This window comes from Streptomyces sp. NPDC059906 (assembly GCF_042730645.1).
In the GTDB taxonomy this organism is placed as follows: domain Bacteria; phylum Actinomycetota; class Actinomycetes; order Streptomycetales; family Streptomycetaceae; genus Streptomyces; species Streptomyces rubrogriseus.
In genome coordinates this window covers 1-23,698 of record NZ_JBHWKU010000045.1, presented here as the reverse complement: position 1 = coordinate 23,698, position 23,698 = coordinate 1, and the positions used below count along the sequence as shown (strand labels likewise).

Annotated in this window: 18 protein-coding genes; 10 read left to right on the top strand and 8 right to left on the bottom strand. The window is 67.2% G+C overall.

Annotated elements, in window-relative coordinates:
* The first annotated feature begins 3 nt into the window (after positions 1 to 3).
* A complete protein-coding gene (mycP, locus tag ACFV9J_RS37445; RefSeq protein WP_385362217.1) occupies positions 4 to 1,287 on the top strand; it encodes a type VII secretion-associated serine protease mycosin in 1,284 nt (427 codons plus the stop codon).
* A gap of 42 nt (positions 1,288 to 1,329) precedes the next feature.
* Here mycP and ACFV9J_RS37440 read toward each other — a convergent pair whose 3' ends face one another.
* The 4 genes from ACFV9J_RS37440 to ACFV9J_RS37425 all read right to left on the bottom strand — a co-directional run bounded on the left by ACFV9J_RS37440 (position 1,330) and on the right by ACFV9J_RS37425 (position 5,812).
* The gene (locus ACFV9J_RS37440; protein ID WP_385362215.1) at positions 1,330 to 1,965 is read right to left on the bottom strand and encodes a hypothetical protein; all 636 of its coding nucleotides are present in this window, start codon (positions 1,963 to 1,965) and stop codon (positions 1,330 to 1,332) included.
* A gap of 310 nt (positions 1,966 to 2,275) precedes the next feature.
* Positions 2,276 to 2,959, bottom strand: a complete 684-nt coding sequence (locus ACFV9J_RS37435) for a hypothetical protein (protein WP_385362213.1) — start codon at positions 2,957 to 2,959, stop codon at positions 2,276 to 2,278.
* Entirely contained in the window at positions 2,907 to 5,222 is a 2,316-nt protein-coding gene (locus tag ACFV9J_RS37430) for a hypothetical protein (RefSeq protein ID WP_385362211.1), read from the bottom strand. The genes ACFV9J_RS37435 and ACFV9J_RS37430 overlap by 53 nt, the downstream gene beginning before the upstream one ends.
* Before the next feature lie 77 nt (positions 5,223 to 5,299).
* Positions 5,300 to 5,812: a hypothetical protein gene (locus tag ACFV9J_RS37425; RefSeq protein WP_385362209.1), complete on the bottom strand. Its 513-nt coding sequence runs from the start codon at positions 5,810 to 5,812 to the stop codon at positions 5,300 to 5,302.
* A gap of 121 nt (positions 5,813 to 5,933) precedes the next feature.
* Here ACFV9J_RS37425 and ACFV9J_RS37420 point away from each other — a divergent pair, with 121 nt between their 5' ends.
* Complete coding sequence (locus ACFV9J_RS37420) at positions 5,934 to 6,653, top strand: hypothetical protein (protein ID WP_385362207.1); 720 nt, start codon at positions 5,934 to 5,936, stop codon at positions 6,651 to 6,653.
* A gap of 138 nt (positions 6,654 to 6,791) precedes the next feature.
* Here the strand turns inward: ACFV9J_RS37420 and ACFV9J_RS37415 are convergent, their stop codons facing one another.
* Positions 6,792 to 7,466 (bottom strand): hypothetical protein, encoded by a 675-nt coding sequence (locus ACFV9J_RS37415; RefSeq protein ID WP_385362205.1) that lies wholly within the window; start codon positions 7,464 to 7,466, stop codon positions 6,792 to 6,794.
* A complete protein-coding gene (locus ACFV9J_RS37410; protein ID WP_385362203.1) occupies positions 7,466 to 8,875 on the bottom strand; it encodes a hypothetical protein in 1,410 nt (469 codons plus the stop codon). The genes ACFV9J_RS37415 and ACFV9J_RS37410 overlap by 1 nt, the downstream gene beginning before the upstream one ends.
* 456 nt (positions 8,876 to 9,331) lie before the next feature.
* Between ACFV9J_RS37410 and ACFV9J_RS37405 the strand changes: the two genes are divergently transcribed.
* The 5 genes from ACFV9J_RS37405 (at position 9,332) to ACFV9J_RS37385 (ending at position 13,585) form a co-directional block, all read left to right on the top strand.
* Positions 9,332 to 9,781, top strand: coding sequence for a hypothetical protein (locus ACFV9J_RS37405; RefSeq protein WP_385362201.1), 450 nt, complete (start codon positions 9,332 to 9,334; stop codon positions 9,779 to 9,781).
* A 2-nt stretch (positions 9,782 to 9,783) separates the two neighbouring features.
* Complete coding sequence (locus ACFV9J_RS37400) at positions 9,784 to 11,475, top strand: WXG100 family type VII secretion target (protein WP_385362199.1); 1,692 nt, start codon at positions 9,784 to 9,786, stop codon at positions 11,473 to 11,475.
* 24 nt (positions 11,476 to 11,499) lie between these two features.
* The gene (locus ACFV9J_RS37395) at positions 11,500 to 12,786 is read left to right on the top strand and encodes a S8 family serine peptidase (RefSeq protein ID WP_385362197.1); all 1,287 of its coding nucleotides are present in this window, start codon (positions 11,500 to 11,502) and stop codon (positions 12,784 to 12,786) included.
* 55 nt (positions 12,787 to 12,841) lie between these two features.
* Entirely contained in the window at positions 12,842 to 13,180 is a 339-nt protein-coding gene (locus ACFV9J_RS37390) for a WXG100 family type VII secretion target (RefSeq protein WP_102932725.1), read from the top strand.
* A gap of 102 nt (positions 13,181 to 13,282) precedes the next feature.
* Complete coding sequence (locus tag ACFV9J_RS37385) at positions 13,283 to 13,585, top strand: WXG100 family type VII secretion target (RefSeq protein ID WP_385362195.1); 303 nt, start codon at positions 13,283 to 13,285, stop codon at positions 13,583 to 13,585.
* A gap of 237 nt (positions 13,586 to 13,822) precedes the next feature.
* On the opposite strand, the gene eccCa is transcribed toward ACFV9J_RS37385, so the two are convergent.
* Complete coding sequence (gene eccCa / locus ACFV9J_RS37380) at positions 13,823 to 17,797, bottom strand: type VII secretion protein EccCa (RefSeq protein WP_385362193.1); 3,975 nt, start codon at positions 17,795 to 17,797, stop codon at positions 13,823 to 13,825.
* A 317-nt stretch (positions 17,798 to 18,114) separates the two neighbouring features.
* On the opposite strand from eccCa, the gene eccD reads away from it, so the two are divergent.
* A complete protein-coding gene (eccD, locus tag ACFV9J_RS37375) occupies positions 18,115 to 19,632 on the top strand; it encodes a type VII secretion integral membrane protein EccD (protein WP_385362265.1) in 1,518 nt (505 codons plus the stop codon).
* 188 nt (positions 19,633 to 19,820) lie between these two features.
* On the opposite strand, the gene ACFV9J_RS37370 is transcribed toward eccD, so the two are convergent.
* Positions 19,821 to 20,117 (bottom strand): DUF397 domain-containing protein, encoded by a 297-nt coding sequence (locus ACFV9J_RS37370; RefSeq protein ID WP_385362191.1) that lies wholly within the window; start codon positions 20,115 to 20,117, stop codon positions 19,821 to 19,823.
* 696 nt (positions 20,118 to 20,813) lie between these two features.
* Between ACFV9J_RS37370 and rpsO the strand changes: the two genes are divergently transcribed.
* Entirely contained in the window at positions 20,814 to 21,101 is a 288-nt protein-coding gene (gene rpsO / locus ACFV9J_RS37365) for a 30S ribosomal protein S15 (protein ID WP_003973291.1), read from the top strand.
* A gap of 283 nt (positions 21,102 to 21,384) precedes the next feature.
* Entirely contained in the window at positions 21,385 to 23,601 is a 2,217-nt protein-coding gene (locus ACFV9J_RS37360; protein ID WP_385362189.1) for a polyribonucleotide nucleotidyltransferase, read from the top strand.
* The last annotated feature ends 97 nt before the right edge of the window (positions 23,602 to 23,698 follow it).

Sequence of the window (23,698 nt, the reverse complement as noted above, 5' to 3'; positions counted from 1 at the left end):
ACGATGCAGAAGCAGAAGCCCGAGTGCGGTGTCGGCCGGGTCCGCCCACTGACGAGGGCTGTGCTCACCGCCACCCTGCTGGCCGCACCGACCGTACTCACGCTCCTCCCCGCCGCCCCCGCGGCGCGGGCGGCCGACGGCGGTCAGTGCACCTTCCCCTCCAAGAACTACGAGGGCAGGCCATGGGCCCTCCAACGCGTCAACCTGGACGAACTGTGGGCCCAGTCGAAGGGCAAGGGCGTCCAGGTCGCGGTGATCGACACCGGCGTCGACGTGAAGAACCCCCAACTCACCGACGCCGTCGACGCGTCCAAGGGCAAGAACTACCTCCCCGAGAAGAACGACAAGGGCGAGAAGATCGAACGGGGCAACGCCCACGGCACCACCGACACCGTCGGCCACGGCACCCGCGTGGCCGGCATCATCGCGGCCCGCCCGGCCGAGGGCACCGGTTTCGTCGGCCTGGCCCCGGAGGCCACGATCATCCCGATCAAGCAGAACGACGCGGAGGGCAACGGCACGGCCGCCACCCTTGCCACGTCGATCCGGCACGCCGTGGACGCGGGCGCCGACGTCATCAACATCTCCCAGGACACGGCCAAGGCGGTGAAACCCGCCTCGACCCTGGAGTCGGCCGTCGACTACGCCCTGGACAAGGAGGTCGTGGTCGTCGCATCGGCGGGCAACGACGGCCTGGGAGGCAAGGACAAAACAACATATCCGGCCTCCTACGACGGTGTCCTCGCCGTCGCCTCCTCCGACCGCAACAACGAACGCGCGTCCTTCTCCCAGGCAGGCGAGTTCGTGGGCGTGGCCGCCCCCGGCGTCGACATGATCTCCACCGTCCCCGGCGGCGGCCACTGCTCCGACAACGGCACCAGCTTCTCCGCGCCCTACGTGGCGGCGGTGGCGGCGCTGCTCAAGTCGGCGTACCCCAAGTGGACGGCCGAGCAGATCGTCGCCCAGATCGAGCAGACGGCCGAACGCTCCATCCCCGGCCACGACCGCCTCGTCGGTTGGGGTGTGATCGACCCGGTCAAGGCCCTGACCGCCGTGGACCCCGCCCACCCGGTGGAATCCCCCTCGGCCGAACAGCCCGCCACCCACGCAAAGGCCCCCGACGTCCCTCCCCTCCACCTCGGCGAAACCGCGGAGGAACGCAACACCCGCCTGGGCACCTACTTGGCCGTCGGCGCCCTGGTCCTGGCCACCGGCCTGGGCGGGGCGGCGGTGGCGGTACGGGACTCACGGCGGGGGGATGGGGAGCGGGCCAGGAACCATGACTGACGAGCCGTCACGGATCTGAGAGCACTGGTCGCCAAGCGTTTGCTAGGCGGGATCCAGCACGGGCTTCGCGGGAAGCCCACCGTTCTTCTCGCACCCCAGCTCCTTGGCCATGGCCAGCGAGAAGGAGTGTGCCACGGTCGCGTAGGCGTCCTTCAGGGCCTCGACGTTGTCTTGGGGGTCCTTCGGCATGCCCCCGCGTCGCACACTGATGGCGATGTGGACGTCATGCGAGTTGCCCAGTTTGTTGCTTTTGCATGCAAACGTGATGATCGCCTTTTCAGACGCCGTCAGAGTCTCTTCTCCCATCTTCAGCACGGTGAAATCCGGGTCCGCGGTGCTTGTCGGGGCCTGGTCGTGGAGATCCCAGGTGATCCTCAGCTCGAAATCCGGCGTGCCGCGGGGCGTGTAGATACGGCAGGCGTCCTCGAACAAGGTGGTGCGGGGGTACGCATTGACAAGGTCTGCTGCTGCTTGCTTGACCGTGTACTCCTCCCCCGACGCCTCGAACCGGGATGAGCCCGTGATCACCTTCAGCGCCTTGGCTGCGTCGGAGGAGACGGCATGGCCGCCACAGAGCTGCGTCCCCGCAACGACCTCGTAGTCGTCCCGAACCCCGTCCTTGTCCTCGTCCCCTCCGCAGCCCGTAACTCCGAGGAGCAACGAGGCGGCGACAGCCACAGAGAGGAGAGTTCCACGTACCGGCCCACGACTGATCACTATCCGTATCCTTACGTGCCCTTGCCCGTCGACCTCAGCCGGTCTCTGGGCGGTTGCCCTGCTGGTTTTCCCGGTCGTTCCCGACCCCGTAGCCGATCTGCATCGATTCGCGAAGGTCCTGCGCGAAAACGTCCTTGCGAGGGTGGTTCTACTAGCGTCGAGGGGAGTGCAGAGAGCGGAATTCAATGCGACCGGCCATCTATGCAGTTCAAGATGGTTGCGGGGCCTTCGCCTGGCAACCGCTACTCGCCCTGCAAACGCCGGTGAACTGTCACGCACTCAGTTCAGAGGGTGCATTGCACTTTCCCTTGTCATGCGCGTACGCGGCGGCACCTTTCGCCAACTCGATCAACGAATTCTGCCTGTCCGTGGAGCTTACGTTCTTTGCATTCTTGAGATGAACCACAACGCTAATGTTGTATTGGCCGCCGGGGATATTGCCAGGCGAGACGCAAGGCATGAAGATGGCGGCCACCGATTCTGAGGCCGCACTCTTTACGTCTCCCAAGAAGGGTGACAGTCGCTGCTGGCCCGCCGATTCAGCTACCTCGCTCTCCACCCAGTCTTCCAACGGTTCATCGCGCATCATCTCGGATGTGACGGACATGAGCTGATCACCGTCCCCCGAGACGAAGCAGTGGGAGCGGTAACTGTCATCATCGTCCCCACGAAGGTGGACCTCGTCGTCGAACGCGTAAGAAGATGCTTCTGCAAGCACGGAAGTGAGCACTGTTGTGGCTTTGGATGCCGACCCGAGTGACTGACACACCGCGCTCGCATTGATTTCTCCCTTCTTCTCGGAGAACGGAGGGATCCTGAACAGATAGGCGGCGCCGCCCAGAGTTACGAGCGCGATAGCAACAATCGCGACTACGTATCCATTCCGTCCGAGCTTCACGATTTCAGTCTTCCTTTTCCAGCTGTCGCGGAATGCCTTCACCATCGAGGGCGTCATGCACATTCTTTCCGGCGTTATTGAATCCCTGCTCTGCTGCCGTCACGGCCGCGGATACAATCATCGGAGAGGGGTTCCCGGCGTTCTCTCCCGCCTTTTTTGCAGCGGTCTCCACGAGCGTATAGGTCGATTCTTTGGTGCCTTCCAGATCCTGTCCATTGCGGTAGATGACCTCGCCGGAGCTGTCCTTCATGGCGCCTTCGGTAATCGCTCCGATGATCTCGTTCGCCGCGGTTCCAGCCACCCCGCCGGCAACAATCCCTCCCGGCCCGACTAGCGGCGCCGTACCGAGGCCGACACCGATTCCGACTGCGGTACCTCCCCAGGTTCCGATCTTCTCGATGACGGCGTTGTAGTCGGCGTCTTTTTTGCCGCCTTCGATCTCACCCTCATATGCTCGACCAGCCCCGATGGTGCCTTCGATCTCACCGCCTACGCGGGCGACGTCCTCGATAGTCTTCTTGAGGTTTTCGTCCTGTGAGAAGTTCGGATCATTTAGGTACATTTCGGGATGCTGGAAGTGGTATTGCATCAGACTCGTGGTGTAGCTGTGCTGACCGAGGTTGACAGCCGTGTAGCCCTCCGGATTCCGGCCCACGGAATACAGAAAGCGCGTGGTGTCGGTCTCGCTGAGTTGGGCTGCGGTACCTGCGACGGGGAAGAGTTTGGCCTCGCCTTCCGTACCCGGGTGCAAAGCGCGGTGAATGTCTGGCATGTATTCGGCAGCGATCTGTCCCATGCTGTCGGACATGTAACTGTTCTTAGTGAGTCGGGACGGGTCGTCAGCGATGGAAGAGACAACATTCTGCATGAGCCTGGCCTGTCCATCGTTGTGTGCCGGCGTATCCGCAGTCGGCATCTCGCCCGCCGGGTGGCCCGTGGTTGCCGCCTCCAGTGCCAGTGCCAGGTTGTTCTGCCCGGTATGCAGGTCGTCGCCCTTGAGGTTCGACTCCTCCGGCCAGTCCCGCTCTTCGAACAGGTACTGGAAGTTGGACAAGGAGACCTTGCCCTTCTTTCCGTCGTCGTCGGTGTCGCGCTCGAAGGGGTTGTCCGGGTCGTCCTTGGAAACGTACTGCTGGTTGAAGAAGTCCGTTGCAGCGTCAGGGCTGTTGGACAGTCCCTTCAGGTATCCGGTCAGCGGGTCGGTACCACTGTCCTCCCCGATGCGGTTGAGCCACGAACTGGCGCCACTCACGCCCCACATGGGGTTGCGATGTTCCCCGTTCCCCGTGAACTTTCGCTCGGTCTCCATGAGCTTGGTCCCGTAGTCCCTGAGGAACCCGTCGTCGTAGTCACCGGTGCGCATCAGGTTGCTCATGACCTGGAAGCCCATCGGGCCACCACCACGCTCGCCGTACAGCGGCTTGTCACCGATGTCGATCATCGTGTGTTTCCAGGTGCCCATCGCCGTCGAATCGCTCTGCGTGGCGGTGGCCAGCGTCATGCCAAGACTCCGCTGCAAGTCGTCGAACTTATCGAGGCGCTCACGCCCCAAGTCCCAGTTCCCCCGCTGAGGATCGCTGATCCCGGTCCAGAACTCCAGCGTCCCCTTGGGGCCGAGAGCGGTGGCGAACCGCTCGGCGAACAGTTCGTCGCCGGCGTACTTCTTCAGTCCCGCGGTGAGCCTGTCGAAGTCCTTGACGCTGAGATCGTCGGGGTTCTTCTTCGCCAGTGCCGCCAGCTCTTCAGCTTGCTTCACAGCCTCCGCGGCGGAGTCCCGGTCCTTGTAGTCGGCGTCGGAGAAGCCCAGCGAACTCTGGTCGGCGATGGCCTGGAGAACAGTCTTGGCCGACTCGTCGCTCTCGGTGGCCTTGTTGAGGATGCCCTGGATCTGGTCCCGCAGCGCGGTGATGTCTCCCTTGTTGTCCTGGTCCATCTTGCTGCGGGCCTCAGGCGGCGCGTTCGTGGTGACAGTGAAGCCGCCCTCGTAGTCGATGACCGTGAGGTTCTTCTTACGGCCGCCTTCTATGGCATCGAGGAGCTGCTGATGGTAGTCCTTCAGCTCCCCCACCGTGTCGTTGAGGATCCTGTAGATGGACTTCGCCTGGGTGTGGGCATCGGCGAACTCACCCGCCGTTTTCCCGATGAACTCCTTGGACACCTTGGCGTTCACGCCGGCCCAGTCGGCTTTGTTGGCGCCCTGGTGCAGATTGTCCTCGGCGTCCTTCTTCATCTCCGCAAGACTGCCGACGAGTGTCGACCAGTCCGACAGTGCATCGTCGATCAGCTTGAAGTTGGCATCGCGCAGTGCTTTGAGTTCCACCGAGCTATTTTTCCTCACGAGTTGGAGACGAGGGACAACCGGGGACGCCCGCGTGCAACAGCGGCGGGCGTGACTCGTCAGTCCTTCTTCTCCTTGCTCTGGTCGCCGTAGATGTCGTTGTGCTTCCCAGGTGGCCCGACTCGTTCGTCGAAACCGGCGTCCAGTGTCGCGATGCTGCTCATCTGTCTCAGGATGTAGCCCTCGTCGCCGTCATGGGTCTTCTTGGTGACCTGCATGTGGTTGGAGATCTGGGCGCAAGCGTCCATGAGGGACTTCAGCTGCTCGTCCCAGCGCGTCGACACGTGCTTGAGTCCGGCGCCCAACGCGAAGCCCTGCTTCGACAGATCTCCTGCCGCACTGTCGCTGCTGGCGATGTGGACGCGTGCCTTGTCCCACAACTGGTTGTACAAGGTGTGAGCATCCTTGCTGACCTTGGTCAGGGCATCGTTCTGGACCTTCAGGTCTCCGTACCGGCTCGGTGCTCGGAGAGGGCCACCGCCATCCACTTGGTTCAACTGCATGTGCGCGGAGCCACCCTGCTGCCGCTCCAGCGCGTCGGCCTTCAGCTGTTCCCACTCGTCCCATGCCATGGACGGCTACCTTCCCCGTGTACAGAACCATCGACGCCGTGGCGCTCCCGCCCGACGTCGTGCGGTGAATGGCGTCTGCCCTAACCTAGCAACGGCTGGGCAGGCGACGTAGCCCCCAAAGATGGCCACGGACATACCAGACTTTGTCGTCGGTTCGGAGGGGGACCTTGACGAAGATGCAGCTCTGCGCACCGCGACGACCTTGGAGAATGGCGGCGAGCGCGTGTCAGATCTGACGGGGCTAACGATCTTCCTGTTCGTGCTCGCTGCCTTGCTGGTCCTCATGGCCGTCATCAAAGCTGACCGCGTCCGTTCCTGGCGCGAGTCGCTGAACCCCTCTGCTCCGGACCTCCCGGACGGCGCTTTCGTGGTCGGCCGAGCGATCCTGATCGTCATGGCCGTCATTTGTGTCGTCGTAGGCTTCCAGGGGCTGGCTGTACAGGACAACGGGGAGTGGAGCGGCGACGAGTTGATGAGCGCGGTCGAGGGCGCGACTCAGGCGTTGGACGGCAGCGTCACCCACGGCGGTCCACTGGATGGAGACGCCCCGGCCGACTTCGACGGCGAATACGCCAGGAAGGTCGAGCAAGAGGTCGTCGAGCACGGTGGCGGGGACGCTCCGCAACTGGGGGTGGACGCCGCATCGGTCGGCCCGGCAGTGCCCGACGAGGCTCAATACCGCATCACAGCCAACGGGGCGGACACGGCCTTCTGCATGGACGTCAAGCGTACGCGCGACGGGTACATCGAGACCGTGGCACCCGGACTGTCCGGGGACGCGGCGGCTGTGCAGCTCCCGAAGTACACGTTCGCCGTGTCGAGCCGGACAGGCGATTGTTGAGACCTCCCAGTCCCGTAGGTGGGGCAGTCGTTTGGCTTGGCACGTTGTGAGGCACGGATTCGGCCGCGGGGGTGGTATGTCGGGCGAGGCCGCGGGGTTGGCGGCCTCCGGACTTCGCGAAGGCGGCCGGGGAGTCGTTCAGTTCGAAGGCAGTTGCGTGGGAACAGAGGGTTCGTTCTTGCACGTGAAGTCCTTGACGACTGTCTGTGCCGAATGCAGCAGGTAGGTGAGATGTGTGTGGGTATCGATGTTGCCGGTGAGCGTGTCGCGCATGGTTCCCTCGATGGGTACGCCCTGCTCCTGACTCGGCGATGCGTCGGCCACCTGGCACTTGACGTAGACGGAGTATTGCAACGTTCCGTCGTCGTCCCGGGTCACCAGCTTCACATCAGAGTTCACGGATACTACGGAAACAGACGAGTAGATGTCTTCTTCTTTGTTGAACGGGTAGTCGAAGGGGAGCATGGAGGCGCCGTAGCTGAGCGACAGAGTCCCCTGTTCGGTGTTCTTTCCGTGCGTCGAAAACCTGCACACTTCTGTACTGAGGAATGTGGGGGTCTTGTCGTTTCCAGGATCCCATTCTCTGGCATCCTGGTAGAAACTTTCTTTGGCGTCCTTCAGGTCAGTCGATTTGGAGGAGTCCGCTTCCTGCCCCTGATTGCGCTTAAGCCGTTCAACACCAGATTGCCCGAGCAGTCTCTCGCAGGTGCTCGGTGAACCGCTGTCCTTCTTCTCGGAATCACACGCCGTGGCGGCGATCAGTAGACCGGCCAGTGTCGAGGCAGCAATGATCCTTTTACTGTTCAACGTCATTAACCTCGACTGTTGTCGGTGTAGGGCGTTGCGCTGCCCCTGATTCTTTGCATCCTGAATCGAATCGATCGATTCCTGGTCGTTCTTGTACTCGTTCTCCTGGAGGCAGTCAATGGTGTGGGTTTCCATGACCGTCTCGCCGGCTGCGCCCAGCGTCTCGAAGCTGAGGGGTACCGCCACGGCTGCCGCCACCCCGGCGGGGATGACCACTCCGGAGGCCACGCGCCGACACCGACCCCGATCGCGGAGCCAGCGGCGAACCTGCGCCACTCGGTTTGCTTTTCGAGCGCCTCCGCCATGAGGCTCGCCCCGTAAACCTGTTGCGCCGAGGAGACCGTGGCGTAGGAGTCCTCATCGGACGCCAGCGCACGTGGGAAATTGGTCGTGTCCGAGCTGTCGAGGTCACGGAGATGTTGGGCGTCGGCATTGAAGAGGCCGTCCCGGTCTGCGAGTTCTCCGCTGCCACCCCAGTCGACCATGGAGTGGTTGAGGCTGTCCATGTTGCCGCCCGCGATCTTGGCGAGACTGTCCCGGACGCCAGGCTGGGCGTCGATGATGTCGGGCGTCTTGTAATTGCCCATGACGTCGGAGACGAAGTCCGGGTGGGCCTCACGGGCCGCGATCTGCTGCTCCGTCTTCATCGGCGGGATCTGCGGGTTCGGATCGTCGTAGGCGTAACCCAGGGCTACGGACTCCAGTGCGTGGCCGAGGTTGTCATAACCGATCGGCTTTCCGTCGTCGTCCTCCGGCCATTTACGGGCGCCGCTTTCGTGGCCCGCGAGGTAGTCGAAGTTGCTCATCTTGTCGTCGCCCTGGCCGGTCGAGGCGTTGAAGAAGTCCAGGGATGCCGTCGGGTTGTGGCCGAGAGTGTCCATGAAGCCGGACAGCGGGTCGTTGGCGTTGCCGGTGGGCGGGTAGTCCCAGTCGGTGGTGTCGCGCCACGCCACGCCGGGGTCACCCGAGTACTCGCGCTCGTATTCACCACGGCCTGTCCGTAGTCGTTCAGGAAGTCCGCGTCGAACCTGCCCTTGTGCAGCCTCCATCGCGGGGCTGTCCCCGTGGGAAGCATTGGCGGGGGCCATGCTGAGGTTGTTCTGGACATCCGCCAGCATCGTGCCTTTGTCGCCCTCGACGGCTCCACCGGGCGGCGCGGCCAGATCACGCCAGAACTGGAGGGTGCCTTCGGCGCCCAGTCCGGTTGCGAACGTCTCGGTGAAGCCAGGATTGTCCCGCTGCTCCTTGGCATCCGCCTCGCCCTGCTCGCGGTCGGCTTCCTTCACCGAAGTCGCCCCCGTGTTGGTGAAGTCATACTTGTTCTTCACCAGGACACGCAGCGCACGTGCGACGATGCGGTCGGTCTCCGACGCTTCCCAGAGGATCCTGGGTTGTTCCCACTCTTCCCAGGCCACTCCGTCGTACCTCCCCCTTCGGACTGCGGCGATCGAACATGCCTACCACGTAGCCGGATTGGGACGAGCGAACAGGGCGGTAGCAGGGCCGCGGACCTCCTGAACGCTTCTGCTGTGCAGCGGAAGCCCCGTCATGAACAACTTGTACTGGCGCTCGCCGGACGCCGGACACCGGACGTCGGTTGTCGGGCTGCCGAGAGACATGAGTACGAGTACTCATGGTGGAGCCGTGACGCAAGGGGCAGGCTTGGCGGGGCGCCTGCAAGGCCCGGCTGCTGTAGTGGTTGAACGCCGAAATCATTGTGTGGTCGCAACGAGACCGGCACAAATGGAAGTTGGGGAGGAGCTGCCCTGCGACTACAGTGATGAAGCCTTGAGGTTACGATCAGTTGTGATCGTGAGTCGTTCAGGCCGGCTCGGGCGATGGATGTACGGGGACGCGGGGGAGGTAGCAGCATGCTTCCGGTGGAAATGGTGGGAGGGGTGTCCGCCGCCAGGGCGGCCAACCTGGAGGTCACTGGCGAGGCGCTGTCGACGTTCGTGAAGCGGGTGGACGGCGCGCTCAGCAATCTTGAGGGATCGGCGGGCGACCCGACGCATATCGGTGCACAACGGATCAAGCCTTCTTCTCTCAACAGCGGCAGTACGGCCGCCTTTCCGGAGGCTCACGCGTTGTACCTGCAGTACAACCGGGTCCACGAAGAGCTGACCAGCCTCTCGAAGACACTGCACCTTCAGATCGAGGCGATCGGCATCGCGGTCAGGGGAGCGCACGTGGGCTTCGACAACCTCGAAGAGGAGCAGCGCCGCCGCTTCGCGCAGATCCAGGTGCAGATCAAGCAGATCGAGAATGCCAGTGGCGGCGGTAAGCAGCGCACCGAATCGACCGTCAGCGGGGGCCTGTAGACATGTCCGACAAGCATCACGAGGCGGACTATGACCGAGTCTCTCGGCAGAACACCGCTGCGGACCTGACGCGCGGCCTGGAGGAACGGCCTTCGTTCGGGCTCTTCGGTGGGCTGCTGAAGTCGGCTGTCGAATCGACGCCGCTGGGTTCTGCCATGCGAGGCCGGACGAATTTCGAGAACCACGACCTCAACGAGATGGTCGACCTCGTCGAACAGACGAATCCGGAGGACCTGGAGAGCTCGGGCAAGGCGCTGTGGGACGCGCGGGACGCCATCAAAGAGGCCGCCAAAGAGCTGGACGGTCACATCGGCAATGTTCGCTGGGTGGGCGAGGCGGGCGAAGCCTTTCGCAAGTGGGGGCGTTCTCTCGTCACCAGTACGCACGGCCTGAGTGCTTTCGCCGGCGGGGCGGGAGACCAGATCAGCGCTGCCGCCGTGGGACTGGCGAATGTGCGCACAGCCATGCCGGAACGTGATATGAGGCCGACGAGCAAGGCGCTGCGGCCCGAGCAGCTCCCGACACCTATGCAGGTCGAGAGCAACAGCGAGTACGCGGAAGCGGTTCGGGTCGAGAAGAACCGCCAAGAGGCGATCAACCAGATGAACAGGTTGTCGTCCTACTACGCGGTGTCGGAGGAGATGCTGGCAGGGCTGGAGCCGCCGACGTTCACGGCTATGCCAGATGTGGGAGTTCCGAAGCCTGAGACCACTTTCCGAGCCGGGAGGTCTGATGACTGGTCTGGTGGTGCTCAGGAAAGAGGGACTGAGCACATCCCGTACGGCTCTTCAAGCGTGGCGATTGAGGACCGGACCCAACCGCAGGCAGCAGGCGGCTCCGGTGTCTCGCCTGGTGGCATCACACGGCAGACCGTTTACACCGACGTGCCCATCGCGACGACCATTGACAGTGTTGGCACGCCCACACTTCCCACAGCTCCCGTTTCTGGTCCCACGTTGCCGACCACGCTGCCTCCGGGTGACGGTGGTGGGCCGACTGGCCCGTTCGGTCCGAGTTTCGGCCCTCCGGTGCCCCCTGGCCGCCCCGGCGGGGCGGATGGTGGGTCTGGCCGTACCAGGGCGCCCTTCTCCGCCCAGGGGCGTGTGACTCCTCCCAGTCCGGGTGGGGGACCGAGCCAGGGGAGTCCGGGCAACCAGGGTCCGTTCAATCAGGCGGGACGTCCGACGCCTGCCGGTCAGCAGCCCGTGGCTAAGGGGCTTACGTCGGGAGCCAAGTCGTCCCCCATGGGGCCCGGGGTGAGCGGTGGTACACCGCGTCCCAACCCCACGATGGCGCCGAGACCGGCGGGCGGCCCGGTCACCGGAGCCGGCCGGACCGGTGGTGTGGTCGGCGGTCGGCCGGCGAGTATCACAGGCGTAACCGGACGAAGTGGGCCGAAGCTTCCCCGTGGCACGGTCGTAGGAGCCGACGCCGGGTCTCAGTCGGGCAAGGGCCGCTCCACGGCGAAGCCCGGTATCACCGGTGCGCCCACGGGGTCGAGGTCTGCCGCCCGTGCCGAACGGAACGGTATGACCCGTGGTGGTGCAGGGCTCGTGCGCGGTCCCGGCGGACGTGGGCGCCGACGAGACGAACGTCGGGAGGAAGGCGCGGAGCGACCCGACTACCTGGTCGAGGACGAAGAGACACACCTGCCCACGAACCCGCGGCGCGATGTGCCGCCGGTTGTCAACTGAGCGCGAGCGAGGACTCACCCCATCATGAAGTCAGCAACACGCCGAGGGCTGCGAGTACGCGTAGGGGGCGCCGTCGCGAGCGCCCTGGTTGCCGTTGGCGTGAGCTTCGCCCCTGGTGCCACCGCGGCCGACGTGCAGTCGGAGCAGTGGTACCTGGGGCCGATGCAGGCCGAGAAGATGTGGAAGACCAGTACGGGGGAGGGCATCAAGGTCGCAGTAATCGACACCGGAGTTAACCCCGACACGCCTTCCCTCAAGGGGCAGGTTCTGGCTGACGAGGTGCCGAAGCAAGTCGCGTACGGTGCAACGGACGACTATCAGGGACATGGGACGACCATGGCGGAGTTGATCGCTGGCACTGGGGAGGATGGGGGGATCCAAGGGCTGGCACCAGGCGCGAAGATTGTCCCGTTCCGAGTCCCCCTGGCGGGCATGCTGAGTGCCAAGGACGAGAAGCTGGCGCCCACCCCAGAGGAAGCCATCAAGGCAGTTGCGGACAGCGATGTACGCATCATCAGTATGTCCATTGGCTCCCCCGCTTATGAGCCTGAATTCGAAGCGGCAGTGGAGTATGCCGCTTCCAAGGGAAAGATCCTTATCGCGAGTGTCGGGAATGAGGGCCGCGACGCTGGCTACATTGAGTACCCGGCGGCTTACCCGTACGTCATCGGTGTCTCATCGATCGACAAAAGGAGCCACATCTCGGATTTTGGCCAGTCGGGTAACTATGTCGACTTGGTGGCGCCTGGCGAGAACCTACCTGGGTACTGTGACCGGAACTTCAGGAAGTACTGCCACAACCTCGTAGGTACCAGTCTGAGCACTGCCATCACCTCCGCCGCAGCCGCCCTCATCTGGTCCGCGCACCCGGACTGGACGGCGAACCAGGTCACCCGGGCGCTGATCGACACGGCCGGTCGCAAGTGGCCCAAGGACGAGCCGACCTCGACCGCCGGTTACGGGACCATCCGCCCCCGGTCGGTGCTGGCGGACCCGAACTACGACGCCGGGGAGCCGTACTCCGACCCGCTGCGGAAGGAGAACACGCAGGAGGGGGAGAAGCTGGTCACGGAGATTCCGCCGGCGTCCGCCTCCGCGAAGCCGTCCGCGGGCGCAACAGCCCCGTCACAAGGTGCCGCAGGGTCTTCCAAGGACAAGCAGGCGGCCGCAGGCTCGGACGATGCGAAGGCCGTGGCGGCCGACTCCTCCGGTGACAGCAGCACGCTGTGGATCGTGCTCGGCGCCGCCGCAGCCGTGGTCGTCATCGGCGGCGGTGCCTTCGCCGTACTGCGGACGAGGCGCGCGCACTGACACCGGCGCCGTCGGTGTCGTATCGAGAGAAGGAACAGGGAGGGCAGGGCGGATCATGGCCGTCGACCAGAAGCTCGAAGACGCAGCGGTAGTCAAGCTGCAGAAGGACATGTACGAGAAGTTCGAGAGCATCCGCAAGCGGGTGCACAACCTGCAGGGTGTGATCGACAGCCTTGAGGGTCAGTGGCAGGGCATCGGCCGTGCCGCCTTCGACAAGAAGCAGTACGAGATCAACACGTCGCTGCAGAACATGGGCCGCATCCTCGCGGACGTCGTGGACGCGATGACCACGACGCGGAACATCAAGGACAGCAAGGAAGACGAAGTCCGTGCTGCCGTGAACAAGATCGACGTCCGCGACGGTGCCAAGACGTCGCCCCTCAGCGCGCTCTGAGCGGAGCGGTCAGCAGGCGCCGGAGAGCCGATCCGACGGGGCTCACGGCGCATGGGTCAGCCACAGCCGGCGCACGTCCGGCAGGAAAACAGGGAGGCAGAAATGAGCGGTCGTAACGGCGAGGGCCTGCAGGTAACGTACGACGGACTCGACGTCGCGGCGACGAACATCGCCAACGAGGCGAAGCTGCTGGACGAGGACATTCAGCAGCTCACCAAGATGGTGGAGGCCAGCAAGCAGTACTGGGCGGGCAAGGCCCAGGCCGCCTACGACGAGAAGCTGCGTCTCTGGAGGAACGAGACCACCGACATCCACCAGGCTCTCATGGGCATCGGACACGTCGTCGGTTCGTCCGGCGGTTCGTACATGGAGGGTGACCTGGCGGCGTCCAGGTACCTGCAGTAGTCGAGGCCGGAGCAGCAGCCGAAGCGGGGCGCGGTCTCGCTGCGGGAATGAATGAGGGTGGGCGTGCGCGGGAGACGCCCACCCTCTTTGGTGTCTCCGGAGGCAGTTCACTCGGCCGCCGCTCGACGGTGGCAGCGGAAACTCCGGGGCCTCAGATACCACTGCGCGCTCCGCCGGCCCTCCGCTCACGCGCGGGTGACCGGCCGTCGGCCGACGGCCGAGGCCGTCGAAAGACCCTCAGTGCCCGCCAGTGTCCTCCGCCAGTCCCACCTGGACCAACGGCCTTCCCCGCCGCCGTGACACGAACACGCCCCGCCCCGGCGGCATCGTGCGCGGCCGGACGCCGCCCAGCAGGTCGCCCTCGGACGGGTCGCCGCTGAGGACGACGCCCTGGGCGCCGAGTTCCTTGAGGCGCTGCATGAAGGACTCGTAACTGGCGCGGCCGGCGCCCGCGGTCGAGCGGGCGATGATGAAGCGCACGCCGACGTCCCGGGCGAAGGGCAGGAGTTCGGTCAGGCCCGCCAGCGGGTTGCCGCTCGACGTGGCGACCAGGTCGAAGTCGTCGATGACGACGTACACCTGCGGGCCCTGCCACCAACTGCGGTCGCGCAGCTGCTCCGGCGTGACGTCGGCGGTCGGCGTGCGGCGCTGCATCAGCTCGGCCAGCGCGTCCATGTGGTGCTGCATCTGGTTCGACATGGGCACGTACTCGGCCAGGTGCGACGGCGGGGTGACGCCCAGCAGGGAGCGGCGGTTGTCGACGACGAACAGCTTGCAGGCGTCGCTGTCGTAGCGCTCGGCGAGCCGCCGGATGAGGAGCTTCAGCAGGTTGGACTTGCCGGATTCGCTCTCGCCGAAGACGAGGAAGAACGGGTCCTGCTCGAAGTCCACGAACACCGGCTCCAGGCTGTCCTCGTCGAGTGCGAAGGACACCCCGCGCCTGGGGAAGCGGTCCCCCGGGGGGAGCTGGTGCGCCGAGAACTCGCGCGGCAGCAACCGCACCGCGGGCGCACCCGGCTGCTGCCAGTGCCGGGCGACCTCCGCCCCGAGCGCCTGGGTCGCCTCGGCGAGGTCCGTGTCGGAGGACAGTCCGTCGATGCGCGGGACCGCCGCCATGAAGTGCTGCTTCTGCGGCGTCTGGCCGCGCCCGGGGACGCCCGTCGGCACGTTCGCCGCGACCTTGCGGTCGAACTCCGAGTCCATCGTGTCACCGAGGCGCAGTTCGAGGCGGTTCATCAGGTGGTCCTTGAGGTTGCTGCGGACCTCCATGGAGCGCGACGCGGTGAGGATCACGTGGATGCCGTAGCCGAGGCCGCGTGCCGCGATGTCCAGGACCACCGACTCCAGGGCCTCATAGTCCGTGCGGAAGTTGCCCCAGCCGTCGATGACCAGGAAGACGTCGCCCCACGGCTGGTCGGTCACCGAGATGTCGCCACGCGCGCGGCGCGAGCGGAACTCCGCGATCGACGAGATGCCGGAGTTGCGGAAGTACTCCTCGCGGCGGGTCAGCACGCCGTAGACCTCGGCCGTCGTACGCCGCACCTTCTCGGGGTCCAGGCGCGAGGCCACGCCGCCGACGTGGGGCAGGCCGGCCACCGCCGACAGACCGCCGCCACCGAAGTCCAGTCCGTAGAACTGCACTTCGTGCGGGGTGTGGGTGAGCGCGAAGGACGCGACGATCGAGCGCAGCAGCGTCGACTTGCCGGACTGCGGCCCGCCCAGGATCTGCATGTGGCCGGCGGCGCCGCCGAAATTCACCCACAGCGGGTCCCGGCGCTGCTCGTACGGCTTGTCGACGATGCCGACGGGGACTACGAGCTGCCCCGCGCCCTCGTAGCCGGGCTGGGTCAGGCCGCGCCCCGCCACCTGGGCGAGGCCGGGCAGCAGGGTGTCGAGGGACGGCGGGCTGTCCAGCGGCGGCAGCCACACCTGGTGGGCCGCCGGGCCCTGCGCCTCCAGGCGCCGGACCACGACATCGAGCACGGTGTCGGCGAGGGCGTCATCCGTCTCGTCCGGGGTCTCCTCGCGCTGCGGCGGCACCACCAGGTACCGCACCGGGACCTCGGCGGCGGTGAACAGCACCGGCCGCCGGTCGACCGGTCGGGGGCCGCCGGGGGCCGCCGCCTGCTGGGCACCCGTGCGGTACACGCCCGAGACGTACGCCGCCTTGAAGCGCACCATCTCGTCGGTGCCGAACTTCAGGAAGCCGGAGCCGGGGACGTTCGGCAGTTCGTAGGCGTCGGGGACGCCGAGCGCCGAGCGGGACTCGGCCGCCGAGAAGGTGCGCAGACCGATGCGGTAGGACAGGTAGGTCTCCAGGCCGCGCAGGCGGCCCTCCTCCAGACGCTGCGAGGCCAGCAGCAGGTGGACGCCCAGTGACCGGCCGATGCGGCCGATCTGGACGAACATCTCGATGAAGTCGGGCTTCGCCGTGAGGAGTTCGCTGAACTCGTCGATGACGAGGACGAGGGAGGGAATCGGCTGGAGTGCGGCGCCGGCCGCGCGGGCCTTCTCGTAGTCGTGGATGTTGGCGTAGTTGCCCGCGTCCCGGAGCATCTCCTGGCGGCGGTTCAGCTCGCCGCGGATCGAGTCACCCATGCGGTCGACGAGAGTCAGGTCGTCGGCGAGGTTGGTGATCACGGCGGCGACGTGCGGCAGTTGCGCCATGCCGGCGAACGTCGCACCGCCCTTGAAGTCGGCGAGGACGAAGTTGAGGCTCTCGGAGGAATGAGTCACGGCCAGGCCGAGGACCAGGGTGCGCAGCAGCTCCGACTTGCCGGAACCGGTCGCGCCCACGCACAGGCCGTGCGGGCCCATGCCCTCCTGCGCGGCCTCCTTGAGGTCGAGCATGACGGGCCGGCCGTCCTCGCCGACGCCGATCGGCACCCTGAGCCGTTCGGACTGGGAGCGGGGCCGCCAGGTCCGGCGCGGATCGACGGAGGCGGCGTCGCCGAGGTTGAGGAGGTCGGTGAACTCCAGGTTGGCGAGCAGCGGCTCGTCGTCGTCCCCGCCTGCTCCCGCGCGCAACGGGGCGAGCTGCCTCGCCAGCGCCTCCGCGCCTTCCGGGGACAGGATGTCGGGGGTGCCCTCGTAGACCGCTCCGTGCACGGCCTCCAGGCGCAGCTCGTTCGGCTGGACGACGACCGAGAGGTCGCCGCGTCCGGTGGTGAGGGTGCCGGGGACCAGTTCCAGGACCGTCACGCCCTGCAGGCCCTCGGGGCTCGCCAGTAGCGACGTCGGCGGCAGGGAGACCCCGTCGAGCACGATGACCAGGTGCGGCTGGTCGGGCACCGGGCGGCCCTGCGGATGGAACCGGGGGCGGCCTTCGAGACGGGTGCCGAGCAACTCTTCGAGCGCGGTGGGATCGGCGGTCATCAGACGCCGGGAGCCCGCGCCGTCCGCGGCGCCCCCCGACTGGGCGTGCGGGAGCCACTTCGCCCACTCCCATTCCGTCGCCGCGTCCCGCCCGGTGGCGACGGCGATCACCAGGTCCTCGGGGGAGTGCAGCGCGGCGAGCGAGGCGGTGACGGCCCGGGCGGTGCCGCGCGCGGTGACCGGGTCGCCGCTGATCGTCAGGTGGTAGAACGCCCGCAGGGAGACCGCCATCGGAAGGTGCTCGACGGTGCCGTGCGTGGCGAGGAAGCGGTGCATGGCGCCCGCGGTCAGCGGTTCCAGCTCGTCCACCGGAGCGGTCTCGGGCGGCACCAGGGGAGTGGCCAGGGACTGCGGGCCGAGGCCCACGCGCACCTGGGCGAAGTCCTCGTCGCCCGTGCGCCGCTCCCACAGCCGGCTGCCCTCGGCGACCAGCGCCCACAGCTGGTCCGGCGACGGATGCAGGTAGTACTGCGCGTCGCGCTGGGCCTGCGCCGTCACGTGCGCGGTGCGCCTGGTCTGCGACAGGTAGCGGAGGTAGTCCCTGCGGATGTCGGCCATCTGACCCTGGTTGCCGCGGCGGTAGCGCACCAGCATCGCGACGCCCATGGCGACCGTGGACGCGATCATCACCATGCCCATGATCTTCATGATGGGCTGCGCCGAGGGGTTGAAGAAGAACACCACCGACCCGCCCATGCCGAGCATGGGCAGGAGTTGCATCCACGCGCCCTCCTGCTGCCCGCGCGGGAGTTCCGGCGGTGACTGCAGGTGGACCTCCTCCGTGGGCACGTTCTTCGGCAGCGCCCGAGGTGGGCGCTTGACGACGATGTGGCTCACTTCGCACCAATTCCCTTGCCGGCCCGAACCGTTCCGTCCACCGTCCGTCTACCGGTGCACGTCGATCGCGAAGAGCGATCCTACTGACACACACGGACAACAGTGGGCGGTAGGGTGCCCATGAGACGCGTGAGCAGTTGCGAACCCGCCCGGGAGTGAAGTGAGATCCCGCGAGCGGTGCGACGCTGGACACGGGCAGTTCCCCGCACAGCGCTGCGGGGGCGCCGCGGAACAACCGAGCAGGATCGTTACCGAGAGGCGGGGTGCGCCGTGCCGCACCTTGCCGCCATCACTCACGAGGGGGACGACGGGTGAGCATGACGGCCTCCGCGCCGACCGGCGCGACAGGCGGAGCGCGTACGGGTGCCGGAAGCCCGGCCGCAGCGGGTTCGGGGCTCGGCTTCTGCCGGGTCACGATCGTGGCGCCCGACAGCCGCATCGACGTGGCCCTGCCCGACGACGTGCCGGTCGCCGACCTGTACCCGGAGATCCTGCGCTTCTCCCAGCAGAGCCCCGCCGAGGGCGCGCCCGTCGGCTACCACCTCGTACGCCGTGACGGGACCGTCCTCGACAGCGCCCGCTCCTTCGCGGCACAGCGCATCCTGGACGGCGAGCTGCTCACGCTGCGTCCGTTCGCCGACTCGCTGCCCCCGGCCGTCTTCGACGACGTGTCGGAGGCGGTCGCCTCCTCCGTCGTCCACGACCGCACGCTGTGGGACGGTGCGCTCACCCGGGTGGCCTGCCTGGTGGGGGCGGGGGTCCTCCCCGTCCTGCTGGCGTTCGTGGCCTGGAGTTCCCAGATCCGTCACGACATGCACAGCCTGCAGGGCATCCTCGCCGCGGTGGCCGGCCTCCTGCTCGTCACCTTCGCCTGTGTGCGGGCGCGCGTCTACAAGGACCGGGGCTCCGCGCTCGCCCTCGGCCTGGGCGGACTCGCGAACGTGGCCGTGGCGGGCTCCGGACTGGTCCCGCTCAGCGACGGGCAGGGCATCGGGCGGCTCCAGTTCCTCCTCGCCTGCGCGGCGGTCCTGGTCGCCTCCGTCGTGCTCACCCTGGTGTCACCGAGCGGCGACAGCGCCTTCGTCGCCTTCGTCTTCTCCTCCGCGATCGGCCTGCTCGCGACGTTCGTGGGGATGCTGACGCACCTGGAGCCCATGGAGACGGCCGCGGTCTGCGCGGTCCTCTCGGTGTGCGCGCTGGCGTTCCTGCCGGGCCTGTCCGTGCGCTTCGCGCGGCTGCCGATCGGCTTCGAGCCGCCCAACCAGCCGCGCGGCTCCTACGCGTCGGACGAGGCCGCCGCGCCCGAGCCCGTGGACGCCGAGCGGGTCGCGGCCCAGGCCCGTCGCGGCCACGAACTCCTCGCGGGGCTGGTCGGCGGTTGCGCGCTGGTCTCCGTGGGCGCCTCGCTCGTCCTCGGCTTCACGGGCAACGTGTGGGCGCAGCTGCTGACGCTCGCCACCGGCATCGCGATGGTGATGCGGGCGCAGCTGTTCCGCTACACCACCCAGGTCGCCGCCACGCTGGCCGCCGGGCTCGCCTGCCTGATCGCCCTCGGCCTGGGGCTGGCGATGAGCCCGCCCGTGGAGTACTGGCGCGACGCGCTCCAGGGTGACACGGGAGCCCTCGACATCCGCAGTGTGTGGCTGGTCGCGGCGGTGGGCGTGGTCGTGGCTCTGGTCACCGCGATCGGCCTGATCACTCCCCGGCGCGGTGTGACGCCGTTCTGGGGCCGCTTCATGGAGATCGCCGAGGTCTTCGTCCTGCTGACGCTGATCCCTCTGGCTCTGGCGGTCTTCGATGTCTACGCCTCGGCACGGTCGATGACGAGCGACTGAGAACGGCGCCCACGCGGACGGCGCCCACGCGGACGGCGCTCACGCGGACGGCGCCCACGCGGCGCCGGGCGGCCGGGCGCCGAGCGGCCGGGTACGCGCCGCGCTCTCCCGCGACGCGGAACGGCGGGTGGGCGGCATCGCGCGCGGCCCGTTCCGGGCGTCACTCGGCGCCGCCCCCACCCGGAGCGTCACTCGGCGTCGGCGTCGCTCTTCCCGGGCGCCGGCTCCAGGTCGAACTCCCCGTCCCGCGCACCGAGCACGAACGCCCGCCACTCCGCTTCCGTGTACCGCAGCACGGTGTCGTGGTCGAGCGACGACCGCATGGCGACGGCACCCTCCGGCAGGTAGGCGATCTCGACCCGTTCCTCATGCGCCTCGGTGCCGGGCGCGCTGTGCCATTCGACGCCCGAGATGTCGAGGGCGTAGAGCTCGTCCCGCTCCCGGTCCTTGCGTGCTCGGAGTTCCTTGTCCTCGGCATCGGCCATCGCGGGTCCGGTCCTTCCTGCTGTGCCAACGAACTGTCCGGCCACCCTACTTGCTGCTCCCCTCCCCGATCTGCGGTTCACGCACGCTCTCACCAGGCAGGGGGTGACGGCGGCGGCCGCTCATTGACCTCTCGACTCCTTGAGAACCCGCTTCAGCCGAAAGGCGTCCGCCGGTGCGGCCGCAGCCGTCGTGCTCGTGGCCCCGGCTGACGCGCTGTGGGTGTTCGGCCCAGGAGGGACCGGTGGCGGCCCTGTCGGACGGGATCTCGGCAATGGGCTCCTGGGCGGCACACAAGGTTTTCGCCAAGGGTTTCGGCAACGAGATCAAGGGCTTCCGGCTCGGCGGCGTACGAGCCGACCGGCGGAAAGCGGCTGTGGGCGGACAACGGACACCGAACCGTCGGCCTGTGCGGACTTTCTCTCCTGTCCTGCGGCGACTGGGCCGGCCCCACCTACCGAGAGCTGCGACGCGCGCGGGGTTCGGCAGTGGGCGTACGGACCGCCCGCCCCAGGCCCCGGCAAACTCGGCGCCTCCCGGCTGGTACCCTGTGTGACGGCCGTTTGTGTACGCGCCCCCGGAGCCCCCGAGCCCTGGAGGTCGCGCCCAGCGGATCCCCGCCTTCCGAGTTACGGAAGATCCCCCGAGACGTAGACCGGGGGCACTCGGTGGCCAGTCACAGACCCAGAGGAGTACGCGTGTCGCTCGACGCCGCAGTGAAGAAGCAGATCATCACCGAGTTCGGTACCAAGGAGGGCGACACCGGCTCCCCCGAGGTCCAGGTCGCTCTGCTGTCCCGTCGGATCTCCGACCTGACCGAGCACCTCAAGACCCACAAGCACGACCACCACTCCCGTCGTGGTCTGCTCATCCTGGTCGGCCAGCGCCGCCGGCTGCTGCAGTACCTCGCCAAGAAGGACATCCAGCGCTTCCGTGCGCTGGTCGAGCGCCTCGGCATCCGCCGCGGTGCGGCGGGCGCCCGCTAGCACGCCGTGAAGGGAGCGGTTCCCATCCTGAAGGGGGCCGCTCCCTTTGCTGTACGTGCGCGCTGTCGCCGCCCCTTTGTAGTGTGGTAACAGAAGAACAAGACGTACGAGGAGAAGCGGACCGCACCGCCGCCGCCGGTCCTCGGTAGTGGCCCCCGGGGGCAGATCCCCGGGTGCTTCGATCGAAGACCGGCCCGCACTGCACGGAACGCTTCTCCGGCACCGTCCCCTCCGCCACACGGGCGGGCGGGACAAAAGACGACAAGCATCGGAGAAACCACTAGTGGAGAACGAGACCCACTACGCCGAAGCCGTGATCGACAACGGCGCTTTCGGCACCCGCACCATCCGCTTCGAGACGGGCCGCCTGGCCCGTCAGGCCGCCGGTTCCGCCGTGGCGTACCTGGACGACGACACCATGGTGCTGTCGGCCACCAGCGCCTCCAAGCACCCGAAGGACCAGCTCGACTTCTTCCCCCTCACGGTGGACGTCGAGGAGCGGATGTACGCCGCCGGCAAGATCCCCGGCAGCTTCTTCCGTCGTGAGGGCCGGCCCTCCGAGGACGCCGTCCTCACCTGCCGCCTCATCGACCGCCCGCTGCGCCCGTCCTTCAAGAAGGGCCTGCGCAACGAGATCCAGGTCGTCGCGACGATCATGGCCCTCAACCCCGACCACCTGTACGACGTCGTGGCGATCAACGCCGCCTCCGCGTCCACGCAGCTGGCCGGCCTGCCCTTCTCCGGCCCGATCGGCGGCGTCCGCGTCGCGCTGATCCGCGGCCAGTGGGTGGCCTTCCCGACGCACACCGAGCTCGAGGACGCCGTCTTCGACATGGTCGTCGCGGGCCGCGTCCTGGAGGACGGCGACGTCGCGATCATGATGGTCGAGGCCGAGGCCACCGACAAGACCATCAAGCTGGTCGAGGGCGGCGCCGAGGCGCCCACCGAGGAGGTCGTCGCCGCCGGTCTGGACGCCGCGAAGCCCTTCATCAAGGTGCTGTGCCGCGCCCAGGCCGACCTCGCCGCCAAGGCCGCCAAGCCGACCGGCGAGTTCCCGATCTTCCTGGACTTCCAGGACGACGTCCTCGAGGCGCTGACCGGCGCCGTCAAGCCCGAGCTGAGCCAGGCGCTCACCATCGCGGGCAAGCAGGACCGCGAGGCCGAGCTGGACCGCGTCAAGGGACTCGCCGCCGAGAAGCTCCTGCCGGAGTTCGAGGGCCGCGAGAAGGAGATCTCCGCCGCGTACCGCGCGCTGACCAAGTCCCTGGTCCGCGAGCGCGTCATCAAGGAGAAGAAGCGCATCGACGGCCGCGGTGTCACCGACATCCGCACCCTGGCCGCCGAGGTCGAGGCCATCCCGCGCGTGCACGGCTCCGCCCTGTTCGAGCGTGGCGAGACCCAGATCCTGGGCGTCACCACCCTGAACATGCTCCGCATGGAGCAGCAGCTGGACACCCTCTCCCCGGTGACCCGCAAGCGCTACATGCACAACTACAACTTCCCGCCGTACTCCGTCGGCGAGACCGGCCGCGTCGGCTCCCCGAAGCGCCGCGAGATCGGCCACGGCGCCCTCGCCGAGCGCGCCATCGTGCCGGTGCTGCCGACGCGCGAGGAGTTCCCCTACGCGATCCGCCAGGTGTCCGAGGCCCTCGGCTCCAACGGTTCGACGTCCATGGGCTCGGTCTGCGCCTCCACCATGTCGCTGCTGAACGCCGGTGTGCCGCTCAAGGCCCCCGTCGCCGGTATCGCCATGGGCCTGATCTCCCAGGAGATCAACGGCGAGACGCACTACGTCGCCCTCACCGACATCCTCGGTGCGGAGGACGCCTTCGGCGACATGGACTTCAAGGTCGCCGGCACCAAGGAGTTCGTGACCGCCCTCCAGCTCGACACCAAGCTGGACGGCATCCCCGCCTCCGTCCTGGCCGCCGCCCTCAAGCAGGCCCGTGACGCCCGCCTCCACATCCTCGACGTGATGATGGAAGCGATCGACACGCCGGACGAGATGTCCCCGAACGCGCCGCGGATCATCACCGTGAAGATCCCCGTCGACAAGATCGGTGAGGTCATCGGCCCCAAGGGCAAGATGATCAACCAGATCCAGGAGGACACGGGCGCCGACATCACGATCGAGGACGACGGCACCATCTACATCGGTGCCGCCGACGGCCCGGCCGCCGAGGCCGCCCGCGCCACGATCAACGGCATCGCCAACCCGACCATGCCCGAGGTCGGCGAGCGCTACCTGGGTACGGTCGTCAAGACGACCACCTTCGGCGCGTTCGTCTCCCTGCTGCCCGGCAAGGACGGTCTGCTGCACATCTCGCAGATCCGCAAGCTGGCCGGCGGCAAGCGCGTGGAGAACGTCGAGGACGTCCTCGGCGTGGGCCAGAAGGTCCAGGTCGAGATCGCCGAGATCGACTCCCGCGGCAAGCTCTCCCTCATCCCCGTCATCGAGGGCGAAGAGGGCGACGACAAGAAGGACGACGCCGACAAGTGACGTCCCGTAGCGCCACGGCGACGGCCCCCCCCCCCCCCGGGGGGCGGGGCGGCGCCCCGACCCCAACCCCCCAAAAAGGGGAGCCCGGCCAACGCAC

Coding starts and splice junctions, on each gene's coding strand:
- ACFV9J_RS37370 (WP_385362191.1), bottom strand. CDS start 20,117: ATGGCCGATGCCGAGGACAAGGAACTCCGAGCACGCAAGGACCGGGAG.
- ACFV9J_RS37405 (WP_385362201.1), top strand. CDS start 9,332: ATGCTTCCGGTGGAAATGGTGGGAGGGGTGTCCGCCGCCAGGGCGGCC.
- ACFV9J_RS37420 (WP_385362207.1), top strand. CDS start 5,934: ATGGCCACGGACATACCAGACTTTGTCGTCGGTTCGGAGGGGGACCTT.
- eccD (WP_385362265.1), top strand. CDS start 18,115: ATGACGGCCTCCGCGCCGACCGGCGCGACAGGCGGAGCGCGTACGGGT.
- ACFV9J_RS37435 (WP_385362213.1), bottom strand. CDS start 2,959: ATGACGCCCTCGATGGTGAAGGCATTCCGCGACAGCTGGAAAAGGAAG.
- ACFV9J_RS37400 (WP_385362199.1), top strand. CDS start 9,784: ATGTCCGACAAGCATCACGAGGCGGACTATGACCGAGTCTCTCGGCAG.
- ACFV9J_RS37395 (WP_385362197.1), top strand. CDS start 11,500: ATGAAGTCAGCAACACGCCGAGGGCTGCGAGTACGCGTAGGGGGCGCC.
- ACFV9J_RS37390 (WP_102932725.1), top strand. CDS start 12,842: ATGGCCGTCGACCAGAAGCTCGAAGACGCAGCGGTAGTCAAGCTGCAG.
- ACFV9J_RS37425 (WP_385362209.1), bottom strand. CDS start 5,812: ATGGCATGGGACGAGTGGGAACAGCTGAAGGCCGACGCGCTGGAGCGG.
- ACFV9J_RS37415 (WP_385362205.1), bottom strand. CDS start 7,466: ATGACGTTGAACAGTAAAAGGATCATTGCTGCCTCGACACTGGCCGGT.
- ACFV9J_RS37385 (WP_385362195.1), top strand. CDS start 13,283: ATGAGCGGTCGTAACGGCGAGGGCCTGCAGGTAACGTACGACGGACTC.
- mycP (WP_385362217.1), top strand. CDS start 4: ATGCAGAAGCAGAAGCCCGAGTGCGGTGTCGGCCGGGTCCGCCCACTG.